A 25639-nucleotide genomic window follows, 5' to 3' on the forward strand; every position below is an offset into this window, starting at 1 on the left:
TTCAGCCGTACATTGCTCTAAAGCAATTACGGAAATACGATTCACATAGGGATAAATTTATCCCTTATTGCACAATTTGGAACTGTGGTTTACTTTTGCTTTATGTATGAAAGGAAAATTTTACCGAACCTCAATTGCGGTCTGGACGGATGGGCGTACAAGTTTATTAGACAGAGAGTTAAGTGTAAATTTAACTACTGGTAGCAAAGTTAGTATCATAAAGCTTTAAGTTTGTCTCAAATACTACTTGCGAATGTTACTAACTAATAATAATGACAGTAATTTTGAAGGTCACTTATTATTCAAACCCTCTCTTCCATATAAAACCATCTAAAACATAATGAGTTACTTGTGGAAGAGCTAACAAAGGAATGAAGAAAGACAACGCTACCGTTGAAAATGTAGTAGGCAAAAAATACGCCCAAGAAAAAAGTGTATCGTAGCTTCGCCACTGGGTTGCGTCCCAAATAGCTTCTTCAAAATAGGCAATCAAAACAATGGTAGCAATGAAAAACAAAATTCCATTTTTACTGAAAACAAGCCTACTAAATCCTTTTACTTGCCCTTTTCGTTGATGAAGGTCAACCCAAATTAAGCACATATACGGAACGCCATGAGCTACTATATTAAGAATTGTAAAGATTAAATCGTTGTTGAAATAAACAATCCCAAAATACCAAGAAGCCATTGTTCCAGCAATCAATAAAAAACGAGGAATGTTTACTTGATGATTCAGCATACAGTAAGATTCTTTAATCAAATAAAGCACCACTAATCCAACATAAATCCAATTAATCACAGGTAAATAGTTAGTGGCTGTAAATGAGTAAAAGTCTTGTTCTACAAACCAAAGAAATTCTCTTGGTGAGTTCAAATGCCAGTGGATTATTGGCAAAATAGTAGCTCCGTAAATGGTAATTTCATCAAATAAATCTAAATATTTTGACTGATTATGTTGGCGATTGTACAGGCGAACGAAGCCATATTGTTGTCTTATAAAGTGAAATACAGCTAAATACGCTAAAATACGCCAAAACCATTCACTACCACCAAGCCAATAAATTGAGACAAAAACGAAATAGCAGAGTAGGGGAGTCAGTGTATAAAGTATTCTATGTTTTTTAAAGCTTCCTGCATCAAAATAGGTTTTGAAAAGCATACTATGAACATGGGCTACATCTATCAATAATACAAAAACTACCCATGCCCACAGGGGCGTTGTTTCATGGAAAAAATAAGATTGAGCAAAAACGAAAGCAAGTGCTAATGCCACAAAAGTTGGGGCAATGATGAATAATAAATCAGTCTTTGCGTTGGTAATCCAAGGTTGTTTGGTCATGAAATTGATAAGTATGGTAGTATTTCATTGGCTACTCGATTGCCTTGATAAAATGATTCTTCAAAAATAGAAACACCGCTCAAATCACTGTGGGCAAAGAATATTCGATTATCAATATTTTTGGAAGCCAATTTTCTGTTTTCAGATGAAAGAAAGCCAATTGTCGGAGCAATCATACCATGCCCCCAAATTTTAAGATTAATTTCTTCAACTGTTTCTCTTATATTAGGATGAAAACTTTCTAAATCTATTAAAATTTCCTCCATCCACTCTTCATAAGTTTTCTTAATTGCCTCTTTACGTGCTTCTACAGGTGATTTATGCGATAAGGGTAAATAATAAGTGAGGACCCATTTATCTATCTCTCGACTTACTTGTTGATGCGTCGCACTGATATAACCCAACGAAGTAGAATTGTATGCCACATTATCCCAACATAAAAAACCATCTCTTTCTATAGGTGCTTGATTGACCGAAATGTTGGCAACTAACCAAGGTGCGTATTGAAATAAATCAGTTGATATTTGAATAGATTCTTTTGGTAAAATTCGCTGATTGATGAATTGCGGCGTAGCCAAAATAACTCGTTGAGCTTTAATTTTTACCAATACATTCTTGCTCCAATCGTAAGCCTTGGCTTCTACTCCATCATTATTCCAATTTACTTGCGTTACAAGTGTACTCGTTCTGATTTTATTTTTGAAATCGGTTGATAAGGCTTTTGCCAAAAAGTTGTTTCCTTCTGCCCAAGTCAATATCGCATTAGTTTCGGCATTGTCTGCCTTTCCTCTTCTGGAGGCAAAATAATGAATACCAGCATAAGCGGAAGTATTTGTACTTGTGATGCCATAATCATCTCTACAACAATAATTGACGTACCAAAGTAAATATTCAGAATCAAAATGATGCTGACTCAAAAAATCGGTCATTGAAATTGTATCTAATTGTTGATACACTTCATCTTTTGATGCCAAAACCAAAGGAATATCAAAAGCCCAACGTCCATCACTTCCTTTTTCCTGACGGTATTTGTTCATCAAAGCTAAAAAATTACTTATCTGTTTTCTATCGCTTTCTGAAATACCATAATTGGGGATTAATCCTTCTTGCCAACGCCCTTTCAAAAAAAGTCTTTCTTGTGGTGATTGACATAAATGATATTCATTGTAAATGGGTAAACCTTTTGAATTATAGCCCGTTATGATATTGTGTTCTTCTAAAAACGTCAATAATTCTTTGTCTTCATTATTAGGAATTGGCAAGTAGTGAGCTGCCCAAGGGTAAGGTGTGGTTGTATTTTTACCTGCATCAGCATTTCCGCCGATATGGTCTTCTAAATCCACTAATAAAAAGTTTTGATGTCCAGCTTTGTGTAATTTCCGAGCAGCACTTAATCCTGCAATACCCGTTCCTACTATTAAAATAGGTACTTCAATGATTTCTTCGCTTTGCTTTTCTTCGCCTTTTTTAGGAATTGATAAGTTTCTTAATAAATGTCCTATTTGATGATTAGCTCCTAATATTCGTCCTTTAATTGCGGGTTTTACTGGGTTTAAAATTGCTTTTGTTCCCCACGACAATCCAAAGAAAGCTCCCAAGCCTGCTAAAGAACGGAGTAGAAATGTCTTACGTGTTAACTTATTTTTCATTGCACCTTTCCCCATTCTTCTTCAAAATAATGTACCAAAATCTGGTTATTCAATTTATTGGTTTCTGTCTGAACAGATTGCATATCTTTCGGAAAATACGCCATTTGTTTGAAAGAATCTTTGGTTAAAAATTTCAAATTTGGCACATACATTTCAGCTACATGAAATGCTGATTTTGAAGCTAAAACATAGCCCCATTCTCCAAATGAAGGCACATAACAATGATAAGGTTGCGTTTGTAGTCCGACAGATTGAAGTGTTTTATTGACACACCAAAACGATTTTGGAGCAACAAACGGCGATGTTGATTGCACCACCAAAATGGCTTCGTCACTCATTAATTTACAAACTTCACGGTAAAAAGTATTGGTGTATAGTTTTCCAACGGAAAAATTAGAAGGGTCTGGAAAATCAATCACTACAAAATCAAATTGCTCATTCGTATTTCTTGCCCACTGAAAGGCATCGGTATTGATAACTTTTACTTTAGGATTAGTCAAAGAACCTTGATTTAGAGAAGTAAGTAGCGGATTTTTCTTGAATAAATCCGTCATGTAGGTATCTAAATCAACCAAAGTAATGTGTTGTATTTGAGGATATTTCAATAATTCACGCACCGCTAAACCATCCCCACCACCTAAAATCAATACCTTTTTAATGGCTTGTCGGCTTGCCATGCCTGGATGAACGAGTGCTTCATGGTAGCGGTATTCATCGGTTGAACTAAACTGTAAATTTCCGTTGAGAAATAATTTCAACTCTCGTTTATTCCGAGTTAAAATAATGCGTTGGTAATGGCTTGATTTCGCAAAAATAATTTTATCCTGATACGCCATAGATTCCGACCAAGACATGATTTTATCGGAAAGTATAAAGCCAATAACTAATAAACCTAATACTGCCCAAGCAGATACTTTTAGGGCAATTTTATTCTTTAATTCATCCGAAAATTGATAACAAACAATCAATGCAACGATAGTATTAAAAACGCCAAAGAAAAACGAAGTACGGATTAAACCCATGTAAGGCACAAAAAGCAAAGGAAAAAGTACGGAAGCCAACAACGCTCCGATGTAGTCGAAGGTGAAAACTTTAGAGACAATTTCTTTAAATTCAAACTTACTTTTTTCTAATACTCGCATCAATAGGGGGATTTCTAACCCTACTAAAATACCTGTAAGTCCGATGAGGAAATAAAGGATGATTCGGAAAGATGCTACTTTATCGAATACCAAAAACAAAATTGAGGAACTTGTTCCGCCTACTAAACCCACCAAGATTTCAATTTTTACGAACCAAGCCAATAATTCTTTCTCGACATACTTTGAGAAAAAAGAACCAACACCCATCGAAAATAAGTAAACCCCAATAATGGTTGAAAACTGCGTTACGGAGTCACCCAATAAATAACTAGCGAGCGTTCCAGCAATAAGCTCGTAGATAAGTCCACAAGTAGCAATGACAAAAACGGCAAATAATAAAAGTATGGGCATAATTATCCGTGAATAGCCGAGCTAATGATGATGGCAATTGCAATAATAAAAGCGGCAAAAATGATGGCAATAGACGTATTGTTTTTGTCCACTACTTGCTTGTAAATATTCTCAGGTGTTATTTTTTCAACAATCACGAAAGAAATTACTAAAATACAAATGCCAATAAATGAGAAAAGAATTGAGTCAACAACAGACTTTAGGTGAATGATATTTTCCATGTTTTTGTGCTAAAGGGTTTATGCGAAATCGAAAATGATTTGACTGTAAAATACTTATTTATGTTGAAATCCATTACTGGTACCCTGTGGCGACCATTTTTCTGGATGAGAATCCACAAAGTAAAATAAGCCCTGTCCATTATATCTACAATATGAAAAGTAGAATAATAGAAGAGCTACAAAACTAATGTAAGTAATTTTTTCGGGTGCTTGTTTATTAATTTTCATATTCAATTTTGATTAAAAATATCCAACCAAGATTCTTCATCAAAAGGAGAATAATCACTTGCCTGCCAACGACGATACTCAAAAGTTTTTTCCTGATAATAGCTAATGCAGGGGTAAATACTGAGTAAAAGTAAAACAAGGATAAAGCCACTGTAAACCCCCACTCCTCGATGGACTCTCACTGTAAAACTTGAAACTAAGTTTGGAAAAGTTGAAGAAGGAGAAATTTCTAAATGGTATAATCCCTCTGGTATTTTTTCGAGCATGGCATCAGTATCGTGACTACCTTCTGTCCAAGACTCTCCTTGTTCAATACCTGAGTAAAACTCAACTCCCATCAACACATTATATTCGTCTCCAGTTTTTTCATTTACTAAAACAATATCTGTTTCGAGCCAATTATTATCGACATTGGCGTCAAGGGTAAATTCTACATTAGCATTCCCATTTTTTAATTGAAAACTTGGCGAGACATAGACCTTCGTGCTGTCATAACCACCACTAACAGTACGCATTTCACCAATTGTTTCAGCGTAAAATTTCTTTTCAAATACTAATTCACTCCTTGAAAAATATATTTGTATAAACAAGAGTAATGCCACCGCTACAACACTAATTTGCATTAATTCCGTAAACCGAACTCTTGGTATATAAGGCTCTAAAACACCAACGCCAAATATTTCTGGAAGACGTATTTTCCCTTGCAAAGCTTCATCGAGTTCTTCTATGGAAAGATATTCACCTTTAAACCAGTGTTTTTTATTATCATTTTTTTCCGATGTTATTAATAATGGAGGCAAAATGTATTCCTTCACCAAAGTCTTTGGTACTTTGAGTAAGTCTATTGGAAACTCGCCATTAGCCCCCTTTATACTTGCATGGTAATAGCTGAATAAACGATAATAATCATGGTTATAAACTGCTTCGTTGTCGTTAGTGTCCTCTTTTATGAGTTTTTTGTCGTGTATCTCTTCTAAAAAAGTCCAATGACCTTGATATTCAGTTAAAAAACAATAACCTACTTTGGCATTGTACAAATAATATTCTTGCCAAGTATAAGTAGTATTGCCTTCTGCTTTCTTTAGTACGCCAACAACTTCTAAATCAATGCCTTTAAGGGTTAATTTAGTGCCAGTGGGTATAGTAGAATTACTTTTTTGAAACTTGTTTTTATGAATTTCATCCAATCGAAACTCACCATCATAGACTAAACTTTTTTGTAACACATGAAGCGTACCGCATGATTTACAAACTAAGTTTTTTGTTTCATCTTTCGTAATGCTGAGTAGCGAGGAACAACCACCACATTGATGGTCTTGGTCATAGCGATAAAGTTGATTAGCGGTTAATCTCATGAGAAGCAATGACATTGGCGTTGAACAATTCTATGAGTTTAGCGTAAATTCTGTGAGCTATTTGATTATTGACTTTCTGATAATTAGAAAGGAAAACATCAAACGTTATACGCCCAAATTCTGGCCATGTATGAATGGAAATATGTGATTCTGTTAGACAAACTACTCCAGTAAAACCGCCTGAAGGGAAATTATGATAAACCTCTCCAATTTTTGATAAGCCTTCACTTTCAATTAGTTGGTTAAGCAGTATTTGGCAAGCTTTATAATCAGACAAAGTTGTGGTTTCTTTACTAAGACAGTCACAAATAAGGTGCAATCCTGGTTGATACATGAGTAGGTTTTTTTCAACAAAAATAGATAAAATCTAATTTAACACAAGAAGATTTAGAACAAACGGTTAAATAAGATGATAATAGTTTTCCATTAATTAAATGCTAAAACCTCGTCAATCTGCTTAATTATCTCATCTTCTTCAATACAAATATCAATATCTGTCGCCTTGATTGTTACCAACTTACCATTGGCAAATTTATCGGCAATGGTAAAAATATCTACTTCTGTGGGCTTCACTCCGTTTTTTGGATAAATCAATAATACTTGGTCAATTGCTCGCCTGATGGAGTAGGCAAGCATTTGATACATATCCGTTTGAGAAATCCCCTTTTTATTGTCTTTTTTATCTCGGATTTTGTACTTGGTGTCAATCACCAATTTAGGATTTTGCAGGATAATGTCATTCTTTATCTGAAATACATTTTGCTCTGTCAAAAATCCTTTTCCCTGAGCGTTGGGTTTTCTATCTTTAAAATGGGTCTCAATTATTCCAAAAATAAACTCCTCAAAAACTACCTCCATCGGCAGTAAAAGACAGAAATTGTTTTTATTGGAATCCGACTGACTAATACTCGACGACGACAAAAACATGCGAGACATTTCTAACACAATCGCCAAATCTTGATAAAGTGGGTTGAGTTTAACCAAATCACAATGGCTCTCTTGGCAATATTCATCCGCTACATCGTCTAATAAAAACAACAGACTATTCAGTTTTTGCTTACTTTTTTCATTGTTTGTGAACGATAAAAGCATTCTGGAAACGAATTTTACAATTCGATTAAACTGATTATCGTATAGAAATGGCTCGTAAGTACAATGAAAAAACTGATGTCTGCCTGTTAATACATTATGTTGTACATACTGCGAGATAGCCAACGAACCCCGCAAATAACTCGTTTCTTCGGTAATCTCTTGGTAAGATTGATAGGGCTGATTGGTCAATATTTCTTCTGTATGGTGGGCAAACAGAAAAATAAAGGCTTCCAACCAAGTATCAAATGCTTGACGGTCGAGGGGTAATTCAGCAAAAGGTAAATTAATTTTCTTCCCATAACTTAACCAATAAAGTACCTTTGAGATAATTTGCTCTTGGGGCATTTCTTGGCAAATTTTAGGATAAATATTAACCCTAAGCTCCTCAAACTTAATAAAACCGACGTAGTTATTCGCTCTAATTTTATCTCCATCAAAAGTAAGAAAACGCTGGTTTTTCTTGTCTGAACCATAGAAAGAATCTCCTTCGTTTTCCTCCAAACCATACTGTTTCCTGCTTTGCCAAACTTCATCGAGATAGGTTTTAAAACGCTTGATTTTATCGTCAGAAAAGCCAGTACTTACTTCTTTACCAAATTCATAAATTGATTGTATCATTCAATGAGCAGTTGATAAGGATTTGTAACAAAAGTATGAGTAAAACCAGCTTTAGCAATCGCTTTTTCTACCAAACCGGCGACAAGCTTGTTATCCTTAGCATTGTAAAAGTATTCGTTCAACAATGGAATTACCTTCTTATTCATCGTTTTAACGAAGTCTAACTCCTCACCATTTTTAGTCATAAAATAAGAATGCCCAATGGTGAAATCTATTCCCTTTTTAGCGATAATTTGCTCATTGAGCGATTCAAAAAACGGTTGATACTTGGGGCTAACTTTCAATGAATCAGGATATAAAGCCGTAAATTCAAAGCGTCTTCTCAATGCAATATCCAATAAAGCAATAGATTTGTCGGCTGTATTCATTGTACCGATGATGTACAAATTTTTGGGTACTGTAAATTTGGTAACACCATCGGGCAAACGTACTTCTGTTTCAAATTCATTTCCCCAACGTTTGTCTTCTTCAATTAAAGTAATTAACTCTCCAAATACTCTTGAAATATTGGCACGGTTGATTTCATCGATGATGATTACGTAGTTTTTGAGAGGAACAGCGTTTACTTGCTTAGATTTTGTGCTTGCTAAAGACTTAAGTTTCTCAATTAAAGGATAATAATAAACGCCTAAACCCTGTATATTATATTCTCGATTGCCTTCATAGAGGTCTTTAATCGTTTTGAGCGTTAAAGTGTGATTCGTACCACCACCCTGTTTTTCAAAACCCAAGTTCCTCTCATTTATATTTATAAGCTTGAAGGAATGGTTATTTGATTTCATCTGAATGGTAATTGGCATATTATCCTCAGCTAAAGGACGGATAAAATCATCAAAAACTTCATTGAAAGTAGGTTCTACAATACTACCATCTTTCGCAGATTGTTTTAGATTTTCCAAAGCCCTCTGACATATTTTGAAAAATATACCTTCATGTCTATTGAAACTCAGTCCATCGCCTTCGTTGAGGTCTGGCTTAATACCCATCACAAAATCTTCATAACTATAATTTTGATGAAAAGTAATAAACTCAACCTGACGGTCTTCTGTATTAGCTAAAGCCGTTTTGTACCAATTACGAGCCTCTTCATAGCTATTGGGCGTATCGTCATGGATAATTTTATAAGCCAATTCAACAGTACTGTAAGTTTTACCAGTGCCGGGAGGGCCGTAGAGAATTTGGTTGAGTGGGTAAGAGTTAGGCCTTGCCATGTTGCTAATGGTATTTTTTGAATGATACTTTTCCGGCTGTGAATTTGATTTATACTCCCTATTTCTGAAACCTTCAATCGTTTTTAAGTAGCTATCAAAGCCCGAAGGCGTTATGAAAAATTCATTACTCAGCCCGTTTTCATTAATATAATGGTCAATTAATGGCTTTTCTTTTTCCAGAAAATAGCTCAAAAAGCCTCTCCAATCTTGAGGATTCGAGTACAATCTTCTGTATTTCCTTTCTGTTTCCATCTGAAACGCCCCTTGTGTTGCCAATGTTTCTAAGATTCCTTGATAAAAAGGAACATAAGGTTCAGACTTTTCATCTCTAAATGTGATTAAAAGATACGCACTTATGATTTCTTCATTTTTAAATTTGATGAAGATTCCAATGGTTCTGGTTTTATTATCGCCGTCGTTAGGAACATAAAATCCAATAAATAAGTAGTCGTCATTACCATTAAACCAGTAGCCATCTGAGAGGGTTTTCCCATTTGGTATAGACCTTGTTCTTGGTGCAAAATAAAAAGAAGGATTTTTCTGATGATAATCTAATAGAAAAGCGTAAATATCTCTGTGTAGTTGTTGTAGTTGGGTCATTTTGGAAAATGGTAGTTTTGAAAAAAATGATAAATTTGATTTAAAATGATTGATTATCTAGGTGTTTTAAACCTCTTTTTCTTCCTCTTGCTTTCTGATAGCTTTTCGTTCAGCAAGAAATTTACTAAAGGCTGCTCTATCACTTTCTGTTTCCACATAACCAACTGACTTTGCAGCTTCATAAGAATTAACAAATAAATCACTTCTATGGAGTCTCTCTAAGTCAATTGTAGGGGTCTTTTTTTTAGGCATTTTTTACTTTAAAGTAAAAAAAAATCGCCCATTATTTAATTGAAATGACGAAATAATTAGGCTAAAATACTTATCATTAATGTTATATTTTTGGGGATTCAAAAGCGATAAATTATTGTCATTTTATACACAATGATGTGCTATTTGGTATTGATAAATTTAAAGAAATACAGAGCCTTAAACCTATAATTTCAATATATGAAATGGTATATATTTTGTAAATGTTACTGGTTCATGTATAAAAAAAGGCTGTTTTGTATACATATAATCTTACTCATGTATATAAAACTGCCTTTTTCTATACATATTATTCAAAAATTACATCATTTGGTACTAACGCCGTTACGTCAATAGTTGGTAAAATGAAATGATTAAAGATAGTATTTTCTGTTTTGGTATATAATACGCCTCTTAAAGTACCAACTACCAACATCCCTAAATGAATGCCAAAATTCTGAGGTAACACAATTTTATGGGCTTCTTCAAGCATTGACCAGTCGTCTGGATTAACCTGAAACTGGCATGATACTGTTATGATGCTAAAAGGATGATTATTCTCAACATGATGAAAACGAGCCGTTTTTTTTACATAAATCCGCTTGTTTTCTTTGTCGATTCCAAATGATAGTTCATGTTGAATTTGGGCAGGCTCTGATACCTGATAAGCTTCTGGTAATAAAGCAAACTGCTCTGTACTAAGTTGAATAATACTAAAACCTATGTTTTTTTCTGTCTCTTTCATTATGATGCCATTGCGTATTGAAGCTTTCCGACTGCTTTGGTTTCTGATTGTATTTTGCTTTCAACTTTAAATGCAGCCTGATAGTTGATAAATCCTCCGTTATTACTTGGAATAATTAGTTGATTGTATTGTAATACAATCGTAATAACATAATTAGAAATGGTGGTTGTTTTCTGTTGACTTTCAGATTTAGAAAATACTTCAATTAGCTTTACTTGCAAGGCATCTTCTAAACGAGTAATTGTCTCAAGTGTCAAGTTTTCCTGACCTTTAACTATTTTATTGATTTGTTGTGGCGTAATATTCAATATTTCAGCCAATTCTTTTTGTGAATTTGGGCTTTTACCCAGCAAGCGATTTTGACGTAGCGTATCAAGAATTTTAAATGCAATTTTTGCAGAACGTCTAAGACTCTCTTTATTGGCTTTACGTTGTTCTGCTTTGGCTTTCCAAATAGTATCTGGTTGAGCAATGGCATTTAGCAAATCTTCTGCGGATAGCGTACTGTTTTTCATAAATTTAATGATTACTTTTTGTCATTTGTTTAGTTTTTCAATTCCTTTTTGGTACGATTGAAAGGTGAACACTTAGGCAAATACATTCCTACTCTGTAAAGGTTCAATCCCACCTCATTTTAAGAAATATTTGTTTACTTAGATTTCAAAAGAAATAAAATCAAAATCTATATTTTCTTTAAGAAGATTCCTTTTTAGTCCATTTGCTACCTTCATTAAGTTGTTTAATTCTTGTTGCGTATGCTCATGCTCTTGCATTGTTTGAGTTAGTTTTATAGCTCCGCCAGTAACAATAAATACATCTTGTATCTGTATGGCATAAATACGCAACCAGCTCTTTTTATGTGTTCCGTAACTTTTCAATGCAGCTTTTAGAGGGTCATAATATGTTTTTGAGATAGGGAAGAATATTTGAGATAGCGTATTCCCATGACGATGGATGTATTTCTTTGAGCAAGAGAAAGAATTTGTTCTTCAAAATCAGATGGAAGGTATATGTTATTTACAGGTATTTGCTTGTAATTTAACGATATTTTACAAGGGTTTTACGAAAATTTACGCTAATTTTACAGCGTATTTTACCAAAAAAAAATAAAACTATGACCCCTTTATTCACATATACAAAAGAGGAAGTAGATAAAATCGGTAATGCAATCATCTATCTGACTGAGAAAATCCCTTTCCTCTCCAAAACAAAAATTCTCAAACTGATTTACTTAATTGAAGAAACTTCCATCAGAAAACATGGACTGCCTATCTTTAATTTGAGATTTTTTCTCTGGAAATTTGGCCCAGTTTCAAAGGATTTATTCATAGAATTATCCTCAGAACCCGATTTGTTGAAAAATTATATCGTTGCAAAAAGAAACGATGACGATTGTAATAATTACTTTACTGCTCTTCAACCTTTTTGTGATGATGAATTTTCGGATAACGAAATGGCTGTCATCGACTTGGTGATTGATAAATTTAAAGATTATTCTGCCGAAGCATTAGTGAAATTTACGCATCGTACACACTCTTTGTGGCATACTACTGCCGTAGAAGCAGGGGTACTCGAAAAGCTTGAAAATCAGTTGATAAACAATACCGATATTGAAATTGATTTCTCTGTGTTGTTGAAAGGTGATGCGTTCAAGCAAGAAATGTATCTGCAACACAAAGAATACTTAATGCTTTCTCGCTCCTTAAAATTCTAATCTTGTGTTTACAGAAGGCTCTATTCTCTTCTTTGACCCTTTTTATTTCCGAAATGGCAATACCGCCAAAGCTAAGTTTTTCATTCATTGTACTGAAAGTAATGGATGAAAAAGTAGTTTTGGCGACTTTGCCCTCCAGCCAAGACTACGTGCCTGCCACCATTGTAGATGCCGACGTTTCGCCTTGTATCGAAATACCCAATGCAAACTTTAGTTGCTATTTCCTAAAAGCCGAACGTATCGTTACGACTAATGATTGGGCGTTTTCTAAAGATACTTTTTTGTATGGACATCAATTAGATGCTTATGAGATTGCTACGCTACAAGATATTTATCCTATCGAAGGTATTGATTATGAGTATATTGGTACACTAAGCTCCGACGTTTTTAATGAAATAATTACTTGCTTTCGTAATTCTGCCTCTGTAAAACGTAAATACAAGCGTTTACTCTGATACCTCAAGTCACCCCGTTAGTAAATCTTGCATTAAACCTTCTTTTATTTTCTTGTACTTCTGTAAAGTTGATTCTTCGGCTTGAAGTTTTTCATCAACTGATTTTATTCGATTAGCAATACTTTTCTGTTCTTGATATGATATTATTAAAAAAGGTATTTTGTAAAAGTCGCCATGTTTTAAATCTGGAATAGTTGTAGTTCCTGCATAGTTTAATATTAATAATAATAATAATATAGCCTTTGAAATGCTGGCAGTACGTGCCAAATCAGATGGTGTAGAAATTGAATTTACAGAACCATTGAAAGAAGGTGTTGGCGAAAAAGCATCAGACTATGACATTCGTCAATGGTGGTTTAAGCCAACTGGCAATTATGGTGGCCCTAAATTAGATAATGAAAGCTTACCTGTAAAATCAGTAAATGTATCTAGCGACCGCAAGAAAGTAACCCTACAACTAGCTGGTATGAAAAGTAAACACGTTGTTTATATCCATTTGAACCGAAAAACGATTGTTAGTCAAAATGGCAATAATCTGTGGAGTACAGAAGCTTGGTATACGATGAACGTTTTACCATAATAAAAACCAAAGTATAACAGAAAGGCTATCATTATTAGAAGTAAAAGCTTCCTATAACGATAGCCTTTTTGTATAAATGGCTATCGACTCATTTATATAGGAATTTGTATCAACATTATCTACATCAATTCAAAAGGTATTAATCCATAAAATATTTTTACGAGAAGGCACAAAGTATAACTTTTAACGCAAGTGTATGTACGTCAGCTATTTATTAGAAGGTGATACCGAAGGAGAAGTAAATTTCTTGATTTCAATTTTCCTTTGTTTTACTTTGATGATGAAATCAGTCGTGGTAATATTTCCATTTTCGATTTTTATATCTTTGCCATTATTAGGTACTTCTAGCTCTGAAGATAACAAAGAGGTATCAACACTCACTTTATATTCACCCAAAGGCATATAAAACGCATATCGACCATCAGAGGATGTTCGGGTACGAAATACTTTACCAGTTTTATCTACCGCCAACATCACAATACCAAACAAATCTATGTCTGTTTCGTAACTAAACTGGCTACGAACATAACTGAGCTGCCCTTTCAGCGTGCCTGTTATCTGTAAAGGAATGCCTATTTTTGTTTTTTTCTGAAGTGTAATTTTTTGTTCAGGAGCGTGCCATCCTTGCTGATAAGGTACCGAAACCGTCATTATACCATCTGGTAGATTTTTATAGATAATATTCCCTGATTTGTCGGTTATGAATAATTTTTTATCAATATTCACCATTAAACCACCAGCAATTGAATCCGTTTTACTATAAACTCCGTCTTGGTTTAAGTCTTTATAAACAAATACTTCTAACAAATTACTACTTTTAACATTTACTTTAATCGTCGGAAAATGATGGATAAGCCCCAGCTCTAAGATACTTCTTTGGCGATTGTTATATCGATTTAAATTGAGATTGGTATAAATACTTGTCTTATCTCCAGCCACATATTCCATTCTTTCGGTCAGGAACTGACTAGAACCAAAGTTAGAATGATAAGTAAATGAAATTCCAGTATTGGTTTTTAGCTTTTTAGAAAACCAGCTTTTCTGAACAAATGAAGCGAAATTGAAAATATTGCTCTGCTTCGTAGAACCCATAGCGCTATTAGGAATTTCGCTCAAATAAAAAGCCCCTAGCTGAATAGAACCGTTCAAATTAAAAATACCATTTTTATAATATAGGTTAGTGCGTAGGTGTAAATTAGCTGTAGAGTCGCTACTAAGTGAATACGCACCCATCTCAGAATTCATGAAAAAACTTTGATTTTTTGCAGAAGGAAGTGAAAAATTAAACAGTGCATTCCATGCGTTGAGCGATTGTTGCCGAGCTTCTCCAATAAAGGAGTACAATGGATTACCCTTTTCATGGGTAAATACTGGAGCGAGTGAAATCGCTACTTTTTTGCTTTTTAGAGATACTCCCCACTCAGCTCTTAAATTCCTTGTAGCAAATACGAATTGGTCTGGCGAAATCTGTTTTGGAGAAAAGTTTCGAAAATTAAAAAACCACCAAATGTTTGCTTTGGGCAATGACCAATTCACTCGTTCAGACAGATTCAAAGCGCCTCTTTGAAGACCCGGATAATATCCAGTACTCAAGTAATTAGAACTATTAATATTCACTTTCCCGATAGCCCCATTTACGTTTACAGTCATAGACATCCCGTATTTTTCTACATTGCTATTCTGTAAAGAAGATACTCTGCCTCCGTTTAAATTCAGTCCATAAACCATTTTTTTATTACTGGTGTACTGAAATTCATTTCCTAAAAGCTGATTCTGAACGCCCTGAATACCGTCGTAATCCAAAACAAAAAAATGATTGGTTCGCCATTGTTTGTCTTGATGCTTAAAAGCAATCCAGCCAGCCCTGCTCCCCCCAATGTTGATTTGATTATTTTGACGACCCAGTAAGTTGTTTTCTTTGTCGATAAAACCTACTTCCCAAGTATCAGTTTTTGAAGTACTCAGGTAACCCATTACGCCCCGACCTGTTAAATTAAGGTCGAGCGAACGAAAAATATTACCAACTTTTATTCCTCTTTGCTTATTGCCATACTCTAACCAAGTATTTTGAATCAAGATTGGAGAAGCACGATTTTGCCAACTAGAAAGGTTTAAACTATAACTTAGCCTATCTTTTCCCAATTCAAAACCACCACGCCCTCTTACTAAATACGACTGATTGCTATTGAATAAATTTTGTGAGCCTATCTGTAAAGTATTATCTGTAAAAGCACTGCTACTTAATTCATCACGATAATTTCTGGTACTTCTGGCACTTTGTACTTGTACTAAAGCATTGCCCACTACATCCCCATTAGCATAGACTCCAGTAATATTAATATCAAAGGCTTCAATATTGAGCATACGTTTAGTGATTGGCTTCGAAAAAACGATAGTCGTATCTGTTGATGCTGGCAAGGTCAGCTTTATGTTTTGATGAAAACCCTGTTCATCAATACTTAACGGATAAGTGCATACCAGAGTAATAGCTTGCACAGTATTACCTGAATTAAAAACCTGAACAGGGATGAGAATTGTATCACGAAGATTATCCAATAAAATACTGGAGACAGCGGCATATAGATTTACCTTACGCTTCGGCGAAACATTGATTTCAGAAGCTACTGCTGCAAGTTTATTTTTATGTTCATCGTACAGTACAAATTTGATAGCATTCGCCACACCAGCTTTTGCTTTCTTTGTTACAAATATTGATACAGAAACAAAGCTACTATCATGCGGTGCTACATTTACATGAAAATCATTTTTGGAAATAATAGTCAATCCAGCATCGGCTGTAATAGCAATGCGTCCGTTTAAAGTACCTTCTGAATAATTACTCAGTTTCAATAGTATCACCACACGTTCTTCATTGTTGGCAAGAATATTAGTATTGGCTGTGGTTAATCCAAATAATTTTCCTTGCTGAGCATGAGCAACAGAGCAAATAAAAATGAGTAATGCCAGTATCTTGATATATTTACTCATTTTCACTATTGAGGCAGAACTACAAAAATTATGTTTACACTGTATCTTCCGCTGGGTTGCATAAGATTGGAGGTATTCGCTGAAATAGCATATATCAGGTTATATTCTACCATTTGTTGACTGATGTCCAAAGGATTAGCAGTACTGATAAGTACTTGTTCGTTGAGTGATAACTGTCTGGTATAAAATGAAATGTCTGCATTAGTGGCTGTACTTTGAGATGCTTCTAAACTTATTACATTAACAGGAATCGTAGCCGAAGAAGTACTAGAAGTAAGAACATCCGTACTAGTTTTTACAATAACCTGATAAGGTGCAGAAGCAATCACTTTCAAACCGTTGGCAATATTAACCGACTTCTCTGAACTATAATCATTTACAGTATTGAATACCATATTAACCATTTCTGCACCATTTTGCAATAACATCGTAAAACTGTTATTAGCGGTGGTTTGAACCTGAAATGCAACTGGTATCGTGACTGTTGATACGGCTTGATTGTTTTGGTTATACAGTGTAAAAATAAGACTACTGGTATAAGTGCCATTAGGAACGAGTAAATGGTTTCCACCTTGAATAACCATATCAAATGTATGTTCTGTATAATCGCTGAAAGCTGCGTTTGAATTACTGATGAGTGTTACATCGCTTATACTAAGAGGGTAGTCGTTATTACTTACGCCTATTTCTGAAGCTGTTGGCGAACCCTGACTCACTCGATTGAAGCGTAACGAAATATACTGCGGTGCCACAAAATTAGCTCCATTAGTAAAATTATCTGTAGTTCGTACTCGCAGACTCCAACCATTACAAGTGCTTGAATTAGGGTTATATTGTACAGCTAGGGCATCTGTAATCGTTACACCTGTCATTTGGCTTTCATAGTCACTAAAACTATAAGTAGCACCAGTATTACCAGAAATGGCAATTCCGTCACAATTATTCGTGGATTGACTGTAACATATAATACCCTTCGCACAAAGCAATGTCACGAACAAGGTGTAATACAATAATTTATACATTGGTTAGTGGTTTCCAGCTCGTTATCTTTCAAATTCAAGTTCGGCTATTTTCAACTCATCTTTATTTCCGTAGGTGACGATGGCCGTAGCGGTATATTTCCCTTTGGCTAGTTTTACGGGTAAGGGTTGTTTTAGAATACGGTTATCGCCTGGCAATGAATAAAAGTTTAAATCGTCAAGCTTTTGTTTTTCACCTGTTTGTGTATTCAGTAACTCCCAATTTACTTTACCTTCTACCCATACTTTACTTTTATTTTGAAAAGCTAATTCCAAACGACCAGCGTTGCTTTTGGTGCTGTCTGCCACATCCTTAAAATCGGTAATATCAATATCTCTTTCTTCCTGTTGACTAAACGAATGATACAATTTTATGCCTATCCGCATACTTACTTTCATCATTGCGCCATTGGGGGATTTGCTATCTACAGGGGTCAATTGCGTAAAATAGAGCATCGCTGTATGAACAGGAATATCCTTGTTGGCATTTTGAGGTACATTAAGCATAATGTTGACTACCTTTTTTTCTTTTGCTTGTAAAGTAAAAAAAGCACCTGGAGAAATCTGAATCCAATCAGCGCAAGTAGTTGGTTGTGTGCCCGGATTAAAGCTAAGATTATCGCCCAGAGCATTATAAGCCCAGTCGTTAATAGCAATACCAACATCCATAGCTTTATCACTCGGATTAGTCACAGTTACTTTTTGTGTACCCATGCCACCTGCATCAACTTTATAATAAATCCTACTAGGGCCAACCATGATTCCATCTTGGGCAAAAAGCTGGAGATTTGTTAAGAGTAGTATTGAAACAACTGTAAAAAAATATCTTCTGATTTTCATAGAAACTGACATTACATGATAATCTCAAAAATTATATTTGATGAGATTACCCCCTAAAATATCAACAGTACTCAATAGAAAAAAAAATCTACTGAGTACTGCTGATTGATTATTTATGAAGAGCATTTAAAATGTATAGCGATAATGAATTAAGGTGCTGCAATCGTAAATACAACAGGGATAATATTAGTACCTGCGGCTTTATCAAATACTTTTTCACCTCCATAAACACTATAATTAATACTAAATAACGCTTCTGCATTCTGTTCCGAATTATTGAAGGTACTTCCACTAGCCAAGATAAAATTTCGCTCTGTACCATCAATAGAAGTGCCTGACCTATCTGTCACGTTATCGGTTCTACCTCTGGAATTATCACTTGGAATGGCAGCTAAAACTATTAAGTGATCTCCTAATGCCGACGGATTAGTCGAAACAGTTCCTACTTTAACGGTTACTCTATAGGCTTTTGTACTTATTACTGTCAAATAATCATCAAGTGTACCATAGATCCCATTTAAATAGGAATCAATATTATTAAAAGTTACAGTTGTAGTAGTATTACCATTAATGCTTAATGACATTACATCTTCTAAGACAACGTTAAATGTACTAGTTGCAGTTGACTGTGCTGAAGATTGGTTTGCAGTAAATAAGCCTACTGCTAAGGCGGCGGATAAGAGAATTTTCTTCATGTTTAAGTTTAATAACTTTTATATTGTTTGATGTATAATATACGTAGCCAAATTATTGATTTTAACAAATCCTCACAAATCTTGTCGCATTTTTTTAGTCCAATAATAGAAAAAACAAGTCCAATTTATTGGAATTGGACATTTAACAAAAATACACTTTAAAAAAACAATATTATAACTCGAAATACTGAGTTAATTCACTTGTGATCTACTTAGCCCAAATTAACAAAAGTTTTCAAGGCTAATGCTAAAAATAGCCCTAAAAGCTACCTTAGAAGTAAATAAAAAGGCTTTTTCGTAATTCTATCAGAAGAGTCGCTCAAGAATCATGAAACATCAAAATTGTAAGAATTAACAATACTGTTACAAACGGTATTGAATTAGTTTTTTAAGGAATAGTTATTTAGGTTTTTTTAGTTGAAACTATGTCGGTATTCAATGGGTGTGAAATTGGTTTTACTTTTGAAAAGTTTACTAAATGATTGTGGATATTCAAAACCCAATTCATAAGCAATTTCAGTTACTGTTAAACTAGTAGTCGTTAAAATTTCTTTCGCCTTTTCAATCAGTTTATCATGTATATGTTGTTGTGTATTTTGTCCTGTTACGCTTCTGAGCATATCACTTAAATACGATGGAGAAACATTTAGTTCGGTCGCCAATTTTTCTACGGTAGGTAAACATAAGTCTGAATTTTCGGTAAAATGTTTTTCTAAAGTATTTTCAAAGTTTGTTAGTAAATCGTTTGTTGCCATTTTTCTTGTAATGAATTGTCTGCTATAAAAACGATGACTATAATTGAGCAGGAGTTCAAGGTTTGAAACAATTATATCTTGGCTGAAATTATCTAAACGTGAAGTAATTTCTTTTTGAATATTTTGAACAATTGTTTCTATTATTGCTTCTTCTTCGCTTGAAAGATGCAGTGCTTCGGTTACAGTGTAGGAAAAAAAGCCATAGTTTTTAATTGCTTTTCCTAATGGATATTGCCTAATTAAATCAGGATGAAATAATAATGACCAACCTTGATTGTTTCTATCTTCTTCACTATCAACACTGATAATTTGATTAGGTGCGATAAATGACATTGTACCTTCATCAAAATCATAATGATTTTTCCCGTATTTCAACTTTCCTTTAAAACTTCTTTTAATTGAAATATTATAGAGGTTTAAAAGTAATTTTTGGGAATCCAGTAGCTTGGAATGTTGCGTTTCAGCATGGTCTATAATTGTTATCAATGGATTTACCGCACTTGATATACGTATAAAAGAATGCAGTTCTTTTATAGAATTTATCTTTATGATATTTGGCTCTGTATTTTTCATCTTTATAAAGAAATAGGCGGTTATGACTCACCGCCTACTTTGTTACGTCATCAATTTAAGCATTTAGAAAATCAACACCTACACTTCTGTCGGCTGTCATTATTTCCAAAACATTGGCAGGATACTCAACAGGTAATTTGCTTACTTCATTTAACTGATTTAATTCCTCTATCGTAAATACTACATCCACCGATTTTAAATTATCTTTAAGTTGGTGAATTTTAGTTGCACCAATAATTACACTACTTACTACAGATTGATATAGCAACCAAGCCAATGCCAATTGAGCAATTGAAACTTGCTTTTGCTCTGCCATTGGTGTAAGCACATCTAACACATTATATGCTCTTTCTTCATGAAATGGTGGGAATGGAAAACTCTTTAATCTGCCTACATCCTTTTGTCCGTTTCTTTTGTACTTGCCAGTTAGCAAACCACCACTTAAAGGACTCCAAACCAACATGCCTACTTTTTGGTCTTGTAACATAGGTACGATTTCTCGCTCTATATCTCTTACATCCAATGAATAATTGGCTTGAAGAGAAACAAACCTATCTAAATTATTGTACTGGGAATAAGCCAAGCCTTTCATTAATTGCCAAGCAGCAATATTACTTGCACCAAAATACCTGATTTTTCCACTTCTAACCAAATCATCTAACGTTTTGATGGTTTCTTCGATAGGTGTTAATGGATCTGCGGTGTGAATTTGGTAGAGGTCAATATAATCCGTTCCTAGTCTTTTTAAGCTGTCTTCTACTTGTTGAATAATATGCTTTTTTGAAAGACCTCTATCGTTTTCACCTTTACCCATTGAGCCTCTTACTTTTGTAGCCAAAACTAAATCATCTCTGTTGATAGCAAGATTTTTGATTGCTTGACCAATCATTACTTCCGAAAGCCCATCTGAATAAATGTTTGCGGTATCAATAAAATTAACTCCTGCTTCAGTCACAGTTTTAATTTGTTCATCAACAGCATTTTGGTCAAGATTACCCATATAGCCAAAAAAACCTTTTCCACCATAATTCATTGTTCCTAAACACAAAGTTGAAACCTTCAAGCCTGTATTTCCTAAAATTTTGTACTTCATCGTTTTATTTAATTGTGAAGTACAAAGGTCGGAAGCTTAAAAAGTTCGGCTGTGTCTAAAATGCAGTTTATTGTGTTCAAAATGGAGTTTAGTATCGTTTTAGGTATTGGCAAAAGTAAGAGAATCTACGTTCGTCAACTCTGCTTTTGCCAATACTTTTTAAGTCGCTAAAACGTAATTATTAAACAATTTTCAGGGTTTGAATTTGTTGATTTTGAATGTCAAACAAATAAGTCAGTACAATAGGACTGCCTGGAAAACTTCCAGAAACCTCTGCTTTTAAAGTTTGCACGTTTTCAGAATATTCAAGCGGTTTCATCGTTGCTTGATATTCCTTATTTGTTTTTTCTATCCAATTTTCTATTTCCTTTCTTCCATTGTGCGTTTTGCCCTCATCAAAAACTCCGGCTGTTTCGGTAAAACAATTTGCATAGGCTGTGCTGTCAAAATTGTTTTGTGCTTTTACTAAATCTGCGATTACTTTGGGTAAATTATTCATGATTTGCTTTTGTTTTATGGTTGATTTTATATTGTTGGAATTGTTCCGCCGTCGATTACAAATTCTGTTCCTGTTAAATAATTGGCTCTCGGCGAAACCAAAAAGCCCACTAATTCGGCAACTTCTTCGGGTTGGGCTGGGCGGCCGAAAGGAATTCCACCCAGAGCGTCCATTACACTTTTTGTTGCTTGCTCAAAACTTATGTTAGAACTTTCAGCTATTCGCTCCATCATTGCTTTTGAAGCACTGGTATTTATCCAGCCTGGCGAAACAGCAAGTACACGAACTCCTTTGGGTGCTACTTCGTTTGATAAACTTTTACTGTAATTGACTAAGCCAGCTTTTGCAGCCGCATAAGGCAAGGTCGAATCGTATAAAGGCAACTTCGCTTGAATAGAGCCGATATGAATGATAACTCCACTTTTTTGAGTAATCATTTCGGGTAAAAAAGCCCTATCTAAACGAACAGGTGCTAATAAATTGGTTTGAATAGTTTGTTCCCAATCTTCATCAGTCAAGACAGCAAAGCCACCCCCTTGCGTTTCAGAGCCGCCCAAGTTGTTGACTAGAATATCTAATCTGCCAAATTTTGCTAAAATTTCTGCTACTACTTTTTCTGTTCCTGCTGGTTTACTTAAATCGGCAGCGATAAAATGTAGTTTTTCGTTTGCTTCCTCGGGGGCATTCCTAGCGGTAATGATGACACTTGCACCTGCTTTTAAAAGTCGTTCGGCAATGGCTTTCCCAGCACCTTTTGTTCCGCCTGTTACCAAAGCAACTTTTCCTGATAATTCATTATTGAAATTAAATTCCTGTTCCATTGTTTGCTTTTTTTGAGCAAATTTCTGACATACATACACATGAAACAATTACGGAAATACGATTCACATAGGGATAAATTTATCCCTTATTGCACAATTTGGAACTGTGGTTTACTTTTGCTTTATGTATGAAAGGAAAATTTTACCGAACCTCAATTGCGGTTTGGATTTGATTGGCGAGGTGCTTTACGGCAAATGGAAAATCCGTTTGTTGTGGTTTATCAATGAAGGAAATCAACGCCCGAGTGAGCTTCAACGCAAAATACCCGATGCTACCCGAAGGGTATTAAATATTCAGTTGAAAGAATTAGAAGAACATGGCTTAGTTTCTAAGATAATATATCCTGTAGTTCCACCAAAAGTGGAGTATAGTCTTACTGAATTTGGTCAAACTTTAATTCCAATACTTTCTGCTATGGGTCAGTGGGGTGATACAAATGAGGCACATTTACGTTCGGTTATTTTAAAACGCATAGATGTTGGAAGTCAGTAGTTAATAATCGCTATTTTACCATTTATATTTAGACTGAATACTTCTCTGTCTTATCCTCAGTAATTAAAATCAATATTTATATGCTCAAGAAAAACCTAATTATTGTACTTTTTTTCTCTCTATTATTGAATAAACTTACAGCTCAGTCCATCAAAAGTGATGAGAATACCTTTCCTGAAAATCGTATTTTGATAGCTCCAGAAAGTGTATTTAAAATGTTTATTGAAGCTGGAATGGAGCCTTCAAACCATGTATTGACATCCCTCGAAAAAGAGAAAGTAGAGCAAGCTTTTGCCATATTACCTCCATTGTATAAAAAAGTACTGAAAGAGCATTTGAAGAGTATTAGTTTTATGGACAATATGCCCAATACGGCGCTGACTTCGCCCATTGAAACGAGTGACTCTACCAAACAATTTAACATTACTTTTCGAGCGGGAATTCTCAACGAAACGATTTCAGAATGGGCAACATGGAAAGAAAAAACCATTTTTAACAATCCAACAAACTCAGGATTTGAAATACTGATAGATGCAGGGAAATTAGATGCCATCCAATATGTTTTACTGCATGAGGCTACACATGTTGTAGATGCCATTTTAAACCTTGCTTCACATCCAGACAAAAAAGACTCTTTAGTTGTACATACGACATTTACTAAAAATATATGGAGTAAGATGAATACACCAGTAGCAGAATTTACTAATCCATTACTAGAGAATACACGCTTTAGAAGTGGTAAGGTTCAACCAATTTCATCAGCCCCAGAAATATATAATGCACTCAAGAAAACCCCGTTTCCATCACTTTATGGAATGGCTTCATGGCATGAAGATATTGCAGAACTTTTGTCTATTTACCATCTGACCAATAAACTAAAGCAACCTTTCGTGGTTACTGTCAAAGAAAAAGGTAAGATTGTTGCCACATTTGAACCGATGAAGAATAAATTAGTAAAAAAGAGAGTAAAACAACTCCGTTTTTTTTACGATAGTGATAAGGTAATTAAGGTATAAAACGTAAAGGTTGCGTTTGTCTGTTGTTTATCATCTTACTTTGTTTCCCCTTTAAAAGTTGAATAAATTTCAAGCATTAGCTTAATAATAAAGGTAAAGGCAAAATAATAAAGAAGATTTCATCGAATCGTTTTTTGACTTTGCTTTTACTGGAAATCGCCCTTATGACCGAAACGTCATAAGGGCGATTTCTGATTTATTATTGGTTGGCAAATTTTTCAAGCTCTTGATTGAACTTTGTAGCTTCTTCTACAAACAAGGCGTGTCCACTTTCTTCAAATTTTACGATGTACGAATTTTTTATTCCTTTGTTCAACTCTTCAGCCAAAGGGAAAGGACAGAGTTTATCTTGTGTTCCATGAAATATGGCTACTGGAATGTTAATTTTTGCCAATACAGGACGCAAGTCGAGGTCAAGCAAGGAATTCATAGATTGTGTTGTAGCATAAGGAGATGCCTCTAAATTGATACTTTCCAACCATTTTTCAACATTTTTAGAAATATTACCTTCTTTTGCAGGGAAGGCACTTCCAAAACCAGCAATTAAATCTTGTCGCTGAGTCAGGGTTTGGTTGATTAAATTCGCACCAGCAATTTCAGAAACACCAAATGGAGAGCTATCTCTTTGTTTCCAAGAAGGGGCAGCAGCACCAAAAAGAGCCAATTTACTTACATGAGCAGCATTGTATTTAGTTATGTAATGAATCACAACTGCACCGCCCATCGAAAAACCACCTAAAACTGCATTTTGAATCTTTAATTTTTCTAGTACAATTTTAATATCATCTGAAAATACATCGAAATTATACTTACCATAAGGTTTATCAGATTTTCCAAAGCCACGTAATGTAATACCAATTACTCTAAATCCTTTTTGAACCAAATATTGATATTGATATTCATACATGGCATCACTCAATGGCCACCCGTGAATCAAAACGATAGGCTTACCATTGCCGAGGTCAGTTACGTGTAAGCGTACATTTTTTTCTACTTCTATGTACTCTGCTCTCCCTGCCGAAGCTGGCACTCTTTTGGTTTGAGCGATTAGGCTATTAGTAAAAAGAGAAACTAAAATTACGATTGCTAAAACTGTCTTTTTCATGTTTGTATTTGTTAGAATTGTTGTTGTTTTTTGATGATACAAAGTTGGAGCAATTTGTCTTGTGCCTCAATGGACACTTTTCGCTTTTGGTTGTACTTTTTCCCCACTGATAAAAAATTGCTTTTGATGTTCACAAAACACAAAAAAAGCATGACCTTTTGAGCCATGCCTTGTTGATATTTTTATGTAATTA

28 protein-coding genes are annotated in these 25639 nt (G+C 34.6%); 5 read left to right on the top strand and 23 right to left on the bottom strand.

Going from position 1 to position 25639, the window contains the following annotated elements; all coding sequences use genetic code 11:
• Window positions 1–298 precede the first annotated feature (298 nt).
• The 13 genes from VB776_RS08070 to VB776_RS08130 all read right to left on the bottom strand — a co-directional run bounded on the left by VB776_RS08070 (window position 299) and on the right by VB776_RS08130 (window position 11678).
• Complete coding sequence (locus tag VB776_RS08070) at window positions 299–1339, bottom strand: hypothetical protein (RefSeq protein WP_323327837.1); 1041 nt, start codon at window positions 1337–1339, stop codon at window positions 299–301.
• Window positions 1336–2988, bottom strand: a complete 1653-nt coding sequence (locus VB776_RS08075; protein WP_323327839.1) for an NAD(P)-binding protein — start codon at window positions 2986–2988, stop codon at window positions 1336–1338. Before VB776_RS08075 ends, VB776_RS08070 begins: the two co-directional genes overlap by 4 nt.
• The gene (locus VB776_RS08080; RefSeq protein WP_323327841.1) at window positions 2985–4481 is read right to left on the bottom strand and encodes a polyamine aminopropyltransferase; all 1497 of its coding nucleotides are present in this window, start codon (window positions 4479–4481) and stop codon (window positions 2985–2987) included. The genes VB776_RS08075 and VB776_RS08080 overlap by 4 nt, the downstream gene beginning before the upstream one ends.
• Before the next feature lie 2 nt (window positions 4482–4483).
• Window positions 4484–4702, bottom strand: a complete 219-nt coding sequence (locus tag VB776_RS08085) for a DUF350 domain-containing protein (RefSeq protein ID WP_323327843.1) — start codon at window positions 4700–4702, stop codon at window positions 4484–4486.
• A 54-nt stretch (window positions 4703–4756) separates the two neighbouring features.
• Window positions 4757–4930, bottom strand: a complete 174-nt coding sequence (locus VB776_RS08090) for a hypothetical protein (RefSeq protein WP_323327845.1) — start codon at window positions 4928–4930, stop codon at window positions 4757–4759.
• A gap of 2 nt (window positions 4931–4932) precedes the next feature.
• Window positions 4933–6300 carry a DUF4178 domain-containing protein gene (locus tag VB776_RS08095; RefSeq protein WP_323327847.1) on the bottom strand — a complete coding sequence of 456 codons (1368 nt, stop codon included), beginning with the start codon at window positions 6298–6300 and terminating at the stop codon, window positions 4933–4935.
• Window positions 6269–6619 (bottom strand): S-adenosylmethionine decarboxylase family protein, encoded by a 351-nt coding sequence (locus VB776_RS08100; protein WP_323327849.1) that lies wholly within the window; start codon window positions 6617–6619, stop codon window positions 6269–6271. The genes VB776_RS08095 and VB776_RS08100 overlap by 32 nt, the downstream gene beginning before the upstream one ends.
• Before the next feature lie 92 nt (window positions 6620–6711).
• On the bottom strand, window positions 6712–7995 hold the full coding sequence (locus VB776_RS08105) for an McrC family protein (RefSeq protein WP_323327851.1): 1284 nt from the start codon (window positions 7993–7995) through the stop codon (window positions 6712–6714).
• Entirely contained in the window at window positions 7992–9806 is a 1815-nt protein-coding gene (locus VB776_RS08110; RefSeq protein WP_323327853.1) for an McrB family protein, read from the bottom strand. The genes VB776_RS08105 and VB776_RS08110 overlap by 4 nt, the downstream gene beginning before the upstream one ends.
• 66 nt (window positions 9807–9872) lie before the next feature.
• Window positions 9873–10058, bottom strand: a complete 186-nt coding sequence (locus tag VB776_RS08115; protein WP_323327855.1) for a hypothetical protein — start codon at window positions 10056–10058, stop codon at window positions 9873–9875.
• A gap of 307 nt (window positions 10059–10365) precedes the next feature.
• Window positions 10366–10800: a hypothetical protein gene (locus tag VB776_RS08120; protein WP_323327857.1), complete on the bottom strand. Its 435-nt coding sequence runs from the start codon at window positions 10798–10800 to the stop codon at window positions 10366–10368.
• Window positions 10800–11315, bottom strand: a complete 516-nt coding sequence (locus tag VB776_RS08125; RefSeq protein ID WP_323327859.1) for a helix-turn-helix domain-containing protein — start codon at window positions 11313–11315, stop codon at window positions 10800–10802. Before VB776_RS08125 ends, VB776_RS08120 begins: the two co-directional genes overlap by 1 nt.
• Window positions 11316–11453: 138 nt before the next feature.
• The gene (locus tag VB776_RS08130) at window positions 11454–11678 is read right to left on the bottom strand and encodes a hypothetical protein (RefSeq protein WP_323327861.1); all 225 of its coding nucleotides are present in this window, start codon (window positions 11676–11678) and stop codon (window positions 11454–11456) included.
• Between the two features lie 236 nt (window positions 11679–11914).
• On the opposite strand from VB776_RS08130, the gene VB776_RS08135 reads away from it, so the two are divergent.
• Together VB776_RS08135 and VB776_RS08140 are read left to right on the top strand one after the other, a co-directional pair.
• Entirely contained in the window at window positions 11915–12514 is a 600-nt protein-coding gene (locus VB776_RS08135; RefSeq protein WP_323327863.1) for a Panacea domain-containing protein, read from the top strand.
• Between the two features lie 53 nt (window positions 12515–12567).
• Window positions 12568–12969: a hypothetical protein gene (locus tag VB776_RS08140; protein WP_323327865.1), complete on the top strand. Its 402-nt coding sequence runs from the start codon at window positions 12568–12570 to the stop codon at window positions 12967–12969.
• A gap of 9 nt (window positions 12970–12978) precedes the next feature.
• Here VB776_RS08140 and VB776_RS08145 read toward each other — a convergent pair whose 3' ends face one another.
• On the bottom strand, window positions 12979–13236 hold the full coding sequence (locus VB776_RS08145) for a restriction endonuclease subunit S domain-containing protein (RefSeq protein WP_323327867.1): 258 nt from the start codon (window positions 13234–13236) through the stop codon (window positions 12979–12981).
• Between VB776_RS08145 and VB776_RS08150 the strand changes: the two genes are divergently transcribed.
• Window positions 13217–13549, top strand: coding sequence for a hypothetical protein (locus VB776_RS08150; protein ID WP_323327869.1), 333 nt, complete (start codon window positions 13217–13219; stop codon window positions 13547–13549). The genes VB776_RS08145 and VB776_RS08150 overlap by 20 nt on opposite strands.
• Before the next feature lie 207 nt (window positions 13550–13756).
• Here the strand turns inward: VB776_RS08150 and VB776_RS08155 are convergent, their stop codons facing one another.
• The 8 genes from VB776_RS08155 to VB776_RS08190 form a co-directional block, all read right to left on the bottom strand.
• The gene (locus VB776_RS08155; RefSeq protein WP_323327871.1) at window positions 13757–16537 is read right to left on the bottom strand and encodes a hypothetical protein; all 2781 of its coding nucleotides are present in this window, start codon (window positions 16535–16537) and stop codon (window positions 13757–13759) included.
• Window positions 16538–16542: 5 nt separating this feature from the next.
• A complete protein-coding gene (locus VB776_RS08160) occupies window positions 16543–17559 on the bottom strand; it encodes a hypothetical protein (RefSeq protein ID WP_323327873.1) in 1017 nt (338 codons plus the stop codon).
• Between the two features lie 21 nt (window positions 17560–17580).
• Window positions 17581–18396 (bottom strand): fimbrial biogenesis chaperone, encoded by an 816-nt coding sequence (locus tag VB776_RS08165; RefSeq protein ID WP_323327875.1) that lies wholly within the window; start codon window positions 18394–18396, stop codon window positions 17581–17583.
• A gap of 149 nt (window positions 18397–18545) precedes the next feature.
• Window positions 18546–18980, bottom strand: a complete 435-nt coding sequence (locus VB776_RS08170) for a hypothetical protein (RefSeq protein WP_323327877.1) — start codon at window positions 18978–18980, stop codon at window positions 18546–18548.
• 524 nt (window positions 18981–19504) lie between these two features.
• Window positions 19505–20419: a helix-turn-helix domain-containing protein gene (locus VB776_RS08175; RefSeq protein ID WP_323327880.1), complete on the bottom strand. Its 915-nt coding sequence runs from the start codon at window positions 20417–20419 to the stop codon at window positions 19505–19507.
• 55 nt (window positions 20420–20474) lie between these two features.
• Window positions 20475–21512 carry an aldo/keto reductase gene (locus VB776_RS08180; RefSeq protein ID WP_323327881.1) on the bottom strand — a complete coding sequence of 346 codons (1038 nt, stop codon included), beginning with the start codon at window positions 21510–21512 and terminating at the stop codon, window positions 20475–20477.
• A 181-nt stretch (window positions 21513–21693) separates the two neighbouring features.
• On the bottom strand, window positions 21694–22011 hold the full coding sequence (locus tag VB776_RS08185) for a nuclear transport factor 2 family protein (RefSeq protein ID WP_323327883.1): 318 nt from the start codon (window positions 22009–22011) through the stop codon (window positions 21694–21696).
• 26 nt (window positions 22012–22037) lie between these two features.
• Window positions 22038–22832 carry an SDR family oxidoreductase gene (locus VB776_RS08190; RefSeq protein ID WP_323327885.1) on the bottom strand — a complete coding sequence of 265 codons (795 nt, stop codon included), beginning with the start codon at window positions 22830–22832 and terminating at the stop codon, window positions 22038–22040.
• 124 nt (window positions 22833–22956) lie between these two features.
• Here VB776_RS08190 and VB776_RS08195 point away from each other — a divergent pair, with 124 nt between their 5' ends.
• Together VB776_RS08195 and VB776_RS08200 are read left to right on the top strand one after the other, a co-directional pair.
• Window positions 22957–23325, top strand: a complete 369-nt coding sequence (locus VB776_RS08195) for a winged helix-turn-helix transcriptional regulator (RefSeq protein ID WP_323327887.1) — start codon at window positions 22957–22959, stop codon at window positions 23323–23325.
• Window positions 23326–23405: 80 nt separating this feature from the next.
• Window positions 23406–24341 carry a hypothetical protein gene (locus tag VB776_RS08200; RefSeq protein WP_323327890.1) on the top strand — a complete coding sequence of 312 codons (936 nt, stop codon included), beginning with the start codon at window positions 23406–23408 and terminating at the stop codon, window positions 24339–24341.
• Between the two features lie 199 nt (window positions 24342–24540).
• On the opposite strand, the gene VB776_RS08205 is transcribed toward VB776_RS08200, so the two are convergent.
• A complete protein-coding gene (locus VB776_RS08205; RefSeq protein WP_323327892.1) occupies window positions 24541–25446 on the bottom strand; it encodes an alpha/beta fold hydrolase in 906 nt (301 codons plus the stop codon).
• Window positions 25447–25639 lie beyond the last annotated feature (193 nt).

The organism is Arcicella gelida, from assembly GCF_034931025.1.
Classification (GTDB): domain Bacteria; phylum Bacteroidota; class Bacteroidia; order Cytophagales; family Spirosomataceae; genus Arcicella; species Arcicella gelida.

Excerpts from the sequence above, each read along its gene's own strand:
- VB776_RS08070 (WP_323327837.1), bottom strand. The coding sequence starts at position 1,339 with ATGACCAAACAACCTTGGATTACCAACGCAAAGACTGATTTATTATTC.
- VB776_RS08075 (WP_323327839.1), bottom strand. The coding sequence starts at position 2,988 with ATGAAAAATAAGTTAACACGTAAGACATTTCTACTCCGTTCTTTAGCA.
- VB776_RS08080 (WP_323327841.1), bottom strand. The coding sequence starts at position 4,481 with ATGCCCATACTTTTATTATTTGCCGTTTTTGTCATTGCTACTTGTGGA.
- VB776_RS08085 (WP_323327843.1), bottom strand. The coding sequence starts at position 4,702 with ATGGAAAATATCATTCACCTAAAGTCTGTTGTTGACTCAATTCTTTTC.
- VB776_RS08090 (WP_323327845.1), bottom strand. The coding sequence starts at position 4,930 with ATGAAAATTAATAAACAAGCACCCGAAAAAATTACTTACATTAGTTTT.
- VB776_RS08095 (WP_323327847.1), bottom strand. The coding sequence starts at position 6,300 with ATGTCATTGCTTCTCATGAGATTAACCGCTAATCAACTTTATCGCTAT.
- VB776_RS08100 (WP_323327849.1), bottom strand. The coding sequence starts at position 6,619 with ATGTATCAACCAGGATTGCACCTTATTTGTGACTGTCTTAGTAAAGAA.
- VB776_RS08105 (WP_323327851.1), bottom strand. The coding sequence starts at position 7,995 with ATGATACAATCAATTTATGAATTTGGTAAAGAAGTAAGTACTGGCTTT.
- VB776_RS08110 (WP_323327853.1), bottom strand. The coding sequence starts at position 9,806 with ATGACCCAACTACAACAACTACACAGAGATATTTACGCTTTTCTATTA.
- VB776_RS08115 (WP_323327855.1), bottom strand. The coding sequence starts at position 10,058 with ATGCCTAAAAAAAAGACCCCTACAATTGACTTAGAGAGACTCCATAGA.
- VB776_RS08120 (WP_323327857.1), bottom strand. The coding sequence starts at position 10,800 with ATGAAAGAGACAGAAAAAAACATAGGTTTTAGTATTATTCAACTTAGT.
- VB776_RS08125 (WP_323327859.1), bottom strand. The coding sequence starts at position 11,315 with ATGAAAAACAGTACGCTATCCGCAGAAGATTTGCTAAATGCCATTGCT.
- VB776_RS08135 (WP_323327863.1), top strand. The coding sequence starts at position 11,915 with ATGACCCCTTTATTCACATATACAAAAGAGGAAGTAGATAAAATCGGT.
- VB776_RS08140 (WP_323327865.1), top strand. The coding sequence starts at position 12,568 with ATGGCAATACCGCCAAAGCTAAGTTTTTCATTCATTGTACTGAAAGTA.
- VB776_RS08150 (WP_323327869.1), top strand. The coding sequence starts at position 13,217 with ATGCTGGCAGTACGTGCCAAATCAGATGGTGTAGAAATTGAATTTACA.
- VB776_RS08155 (WP_323327871.1), bottom strand. The coding sequence starts at position 16,537 with ATGAGTAAATATATCAAGATACTGGCATTACTCATTTTTATTTGCTCT.
- VB776_RS08160 (WP_323327873.1), bottom strand. The coding sequence starts at position 17,559 with ATGTATAAATTATTGTATTACACCTTGTTCGTGACATTGCTTTGTGCG.
- VB776_RS08165 (WP_323327875.1), bottom strand. The coding sequence starts at position 18,396 with ATGAAAATCAGAAGATATTTTTTTACAGTTGTTTCAATACTACTCTTA.
- VB776_RS08170 (WP_323327877.1), bottom strand. The coding sequence starts at position 18,980 with ATGTCATTAAGCATTAATGGTAATACTACTACAACTGTAACTTTTAAT.
- VB776_RS08175 (WP_323327880.1), bottom strand. The coding sequence starts at position 20,419 with ATGAAAAATACAGAGCCAAATATCATAAAGATAAATTCTATAAAAGAA.
- VB776_RS08180 (WP_323327881.1), bottom strand. The coding sequence starts at position 21,512 with ATGAAGTACAAAATTTTAGGAAATACAGGCTTGAAGGTTTCAACTTTG.
- VB776_RS08185 (WP_323327883.1), bottom strand. The coding sequence starts at position 22,011 with ATGAATAATTTACCCAAAGTAATCGCAGATTTAGTAAAAGCACAAAAC.
- VB776_RS08190 (WP_323327885.1), bottom strand. The coding sequence starts at position 22,832 with ATGGAACAGGAATTTAATTTCAATAATGAATTATCAGGAAAAGTTGCT.
- VB776_RS08195 (WP_323327887.1), top strand. The coding sequence starts at position 22,957 with ATGTATGAAAGGAAAATTTTACCGAACCTCAATTGCGGTTTGGATTTG.
- VB776_RS08200 (WP_323327890.1), top strand. The coding sequence starts at position 23,406 with ATGCTCAAGAAAAACCTAATTATTGTACTTTTTTTCTCTCTATTATTG.
- VB776_RS08205 (WP_323327892.1), bottom strand. The coding sequence starts at position 25,446 with ATGAAAAAGACAGTTTTAGCAATCGTAATTTTAGTTTCTCTTTTTACT.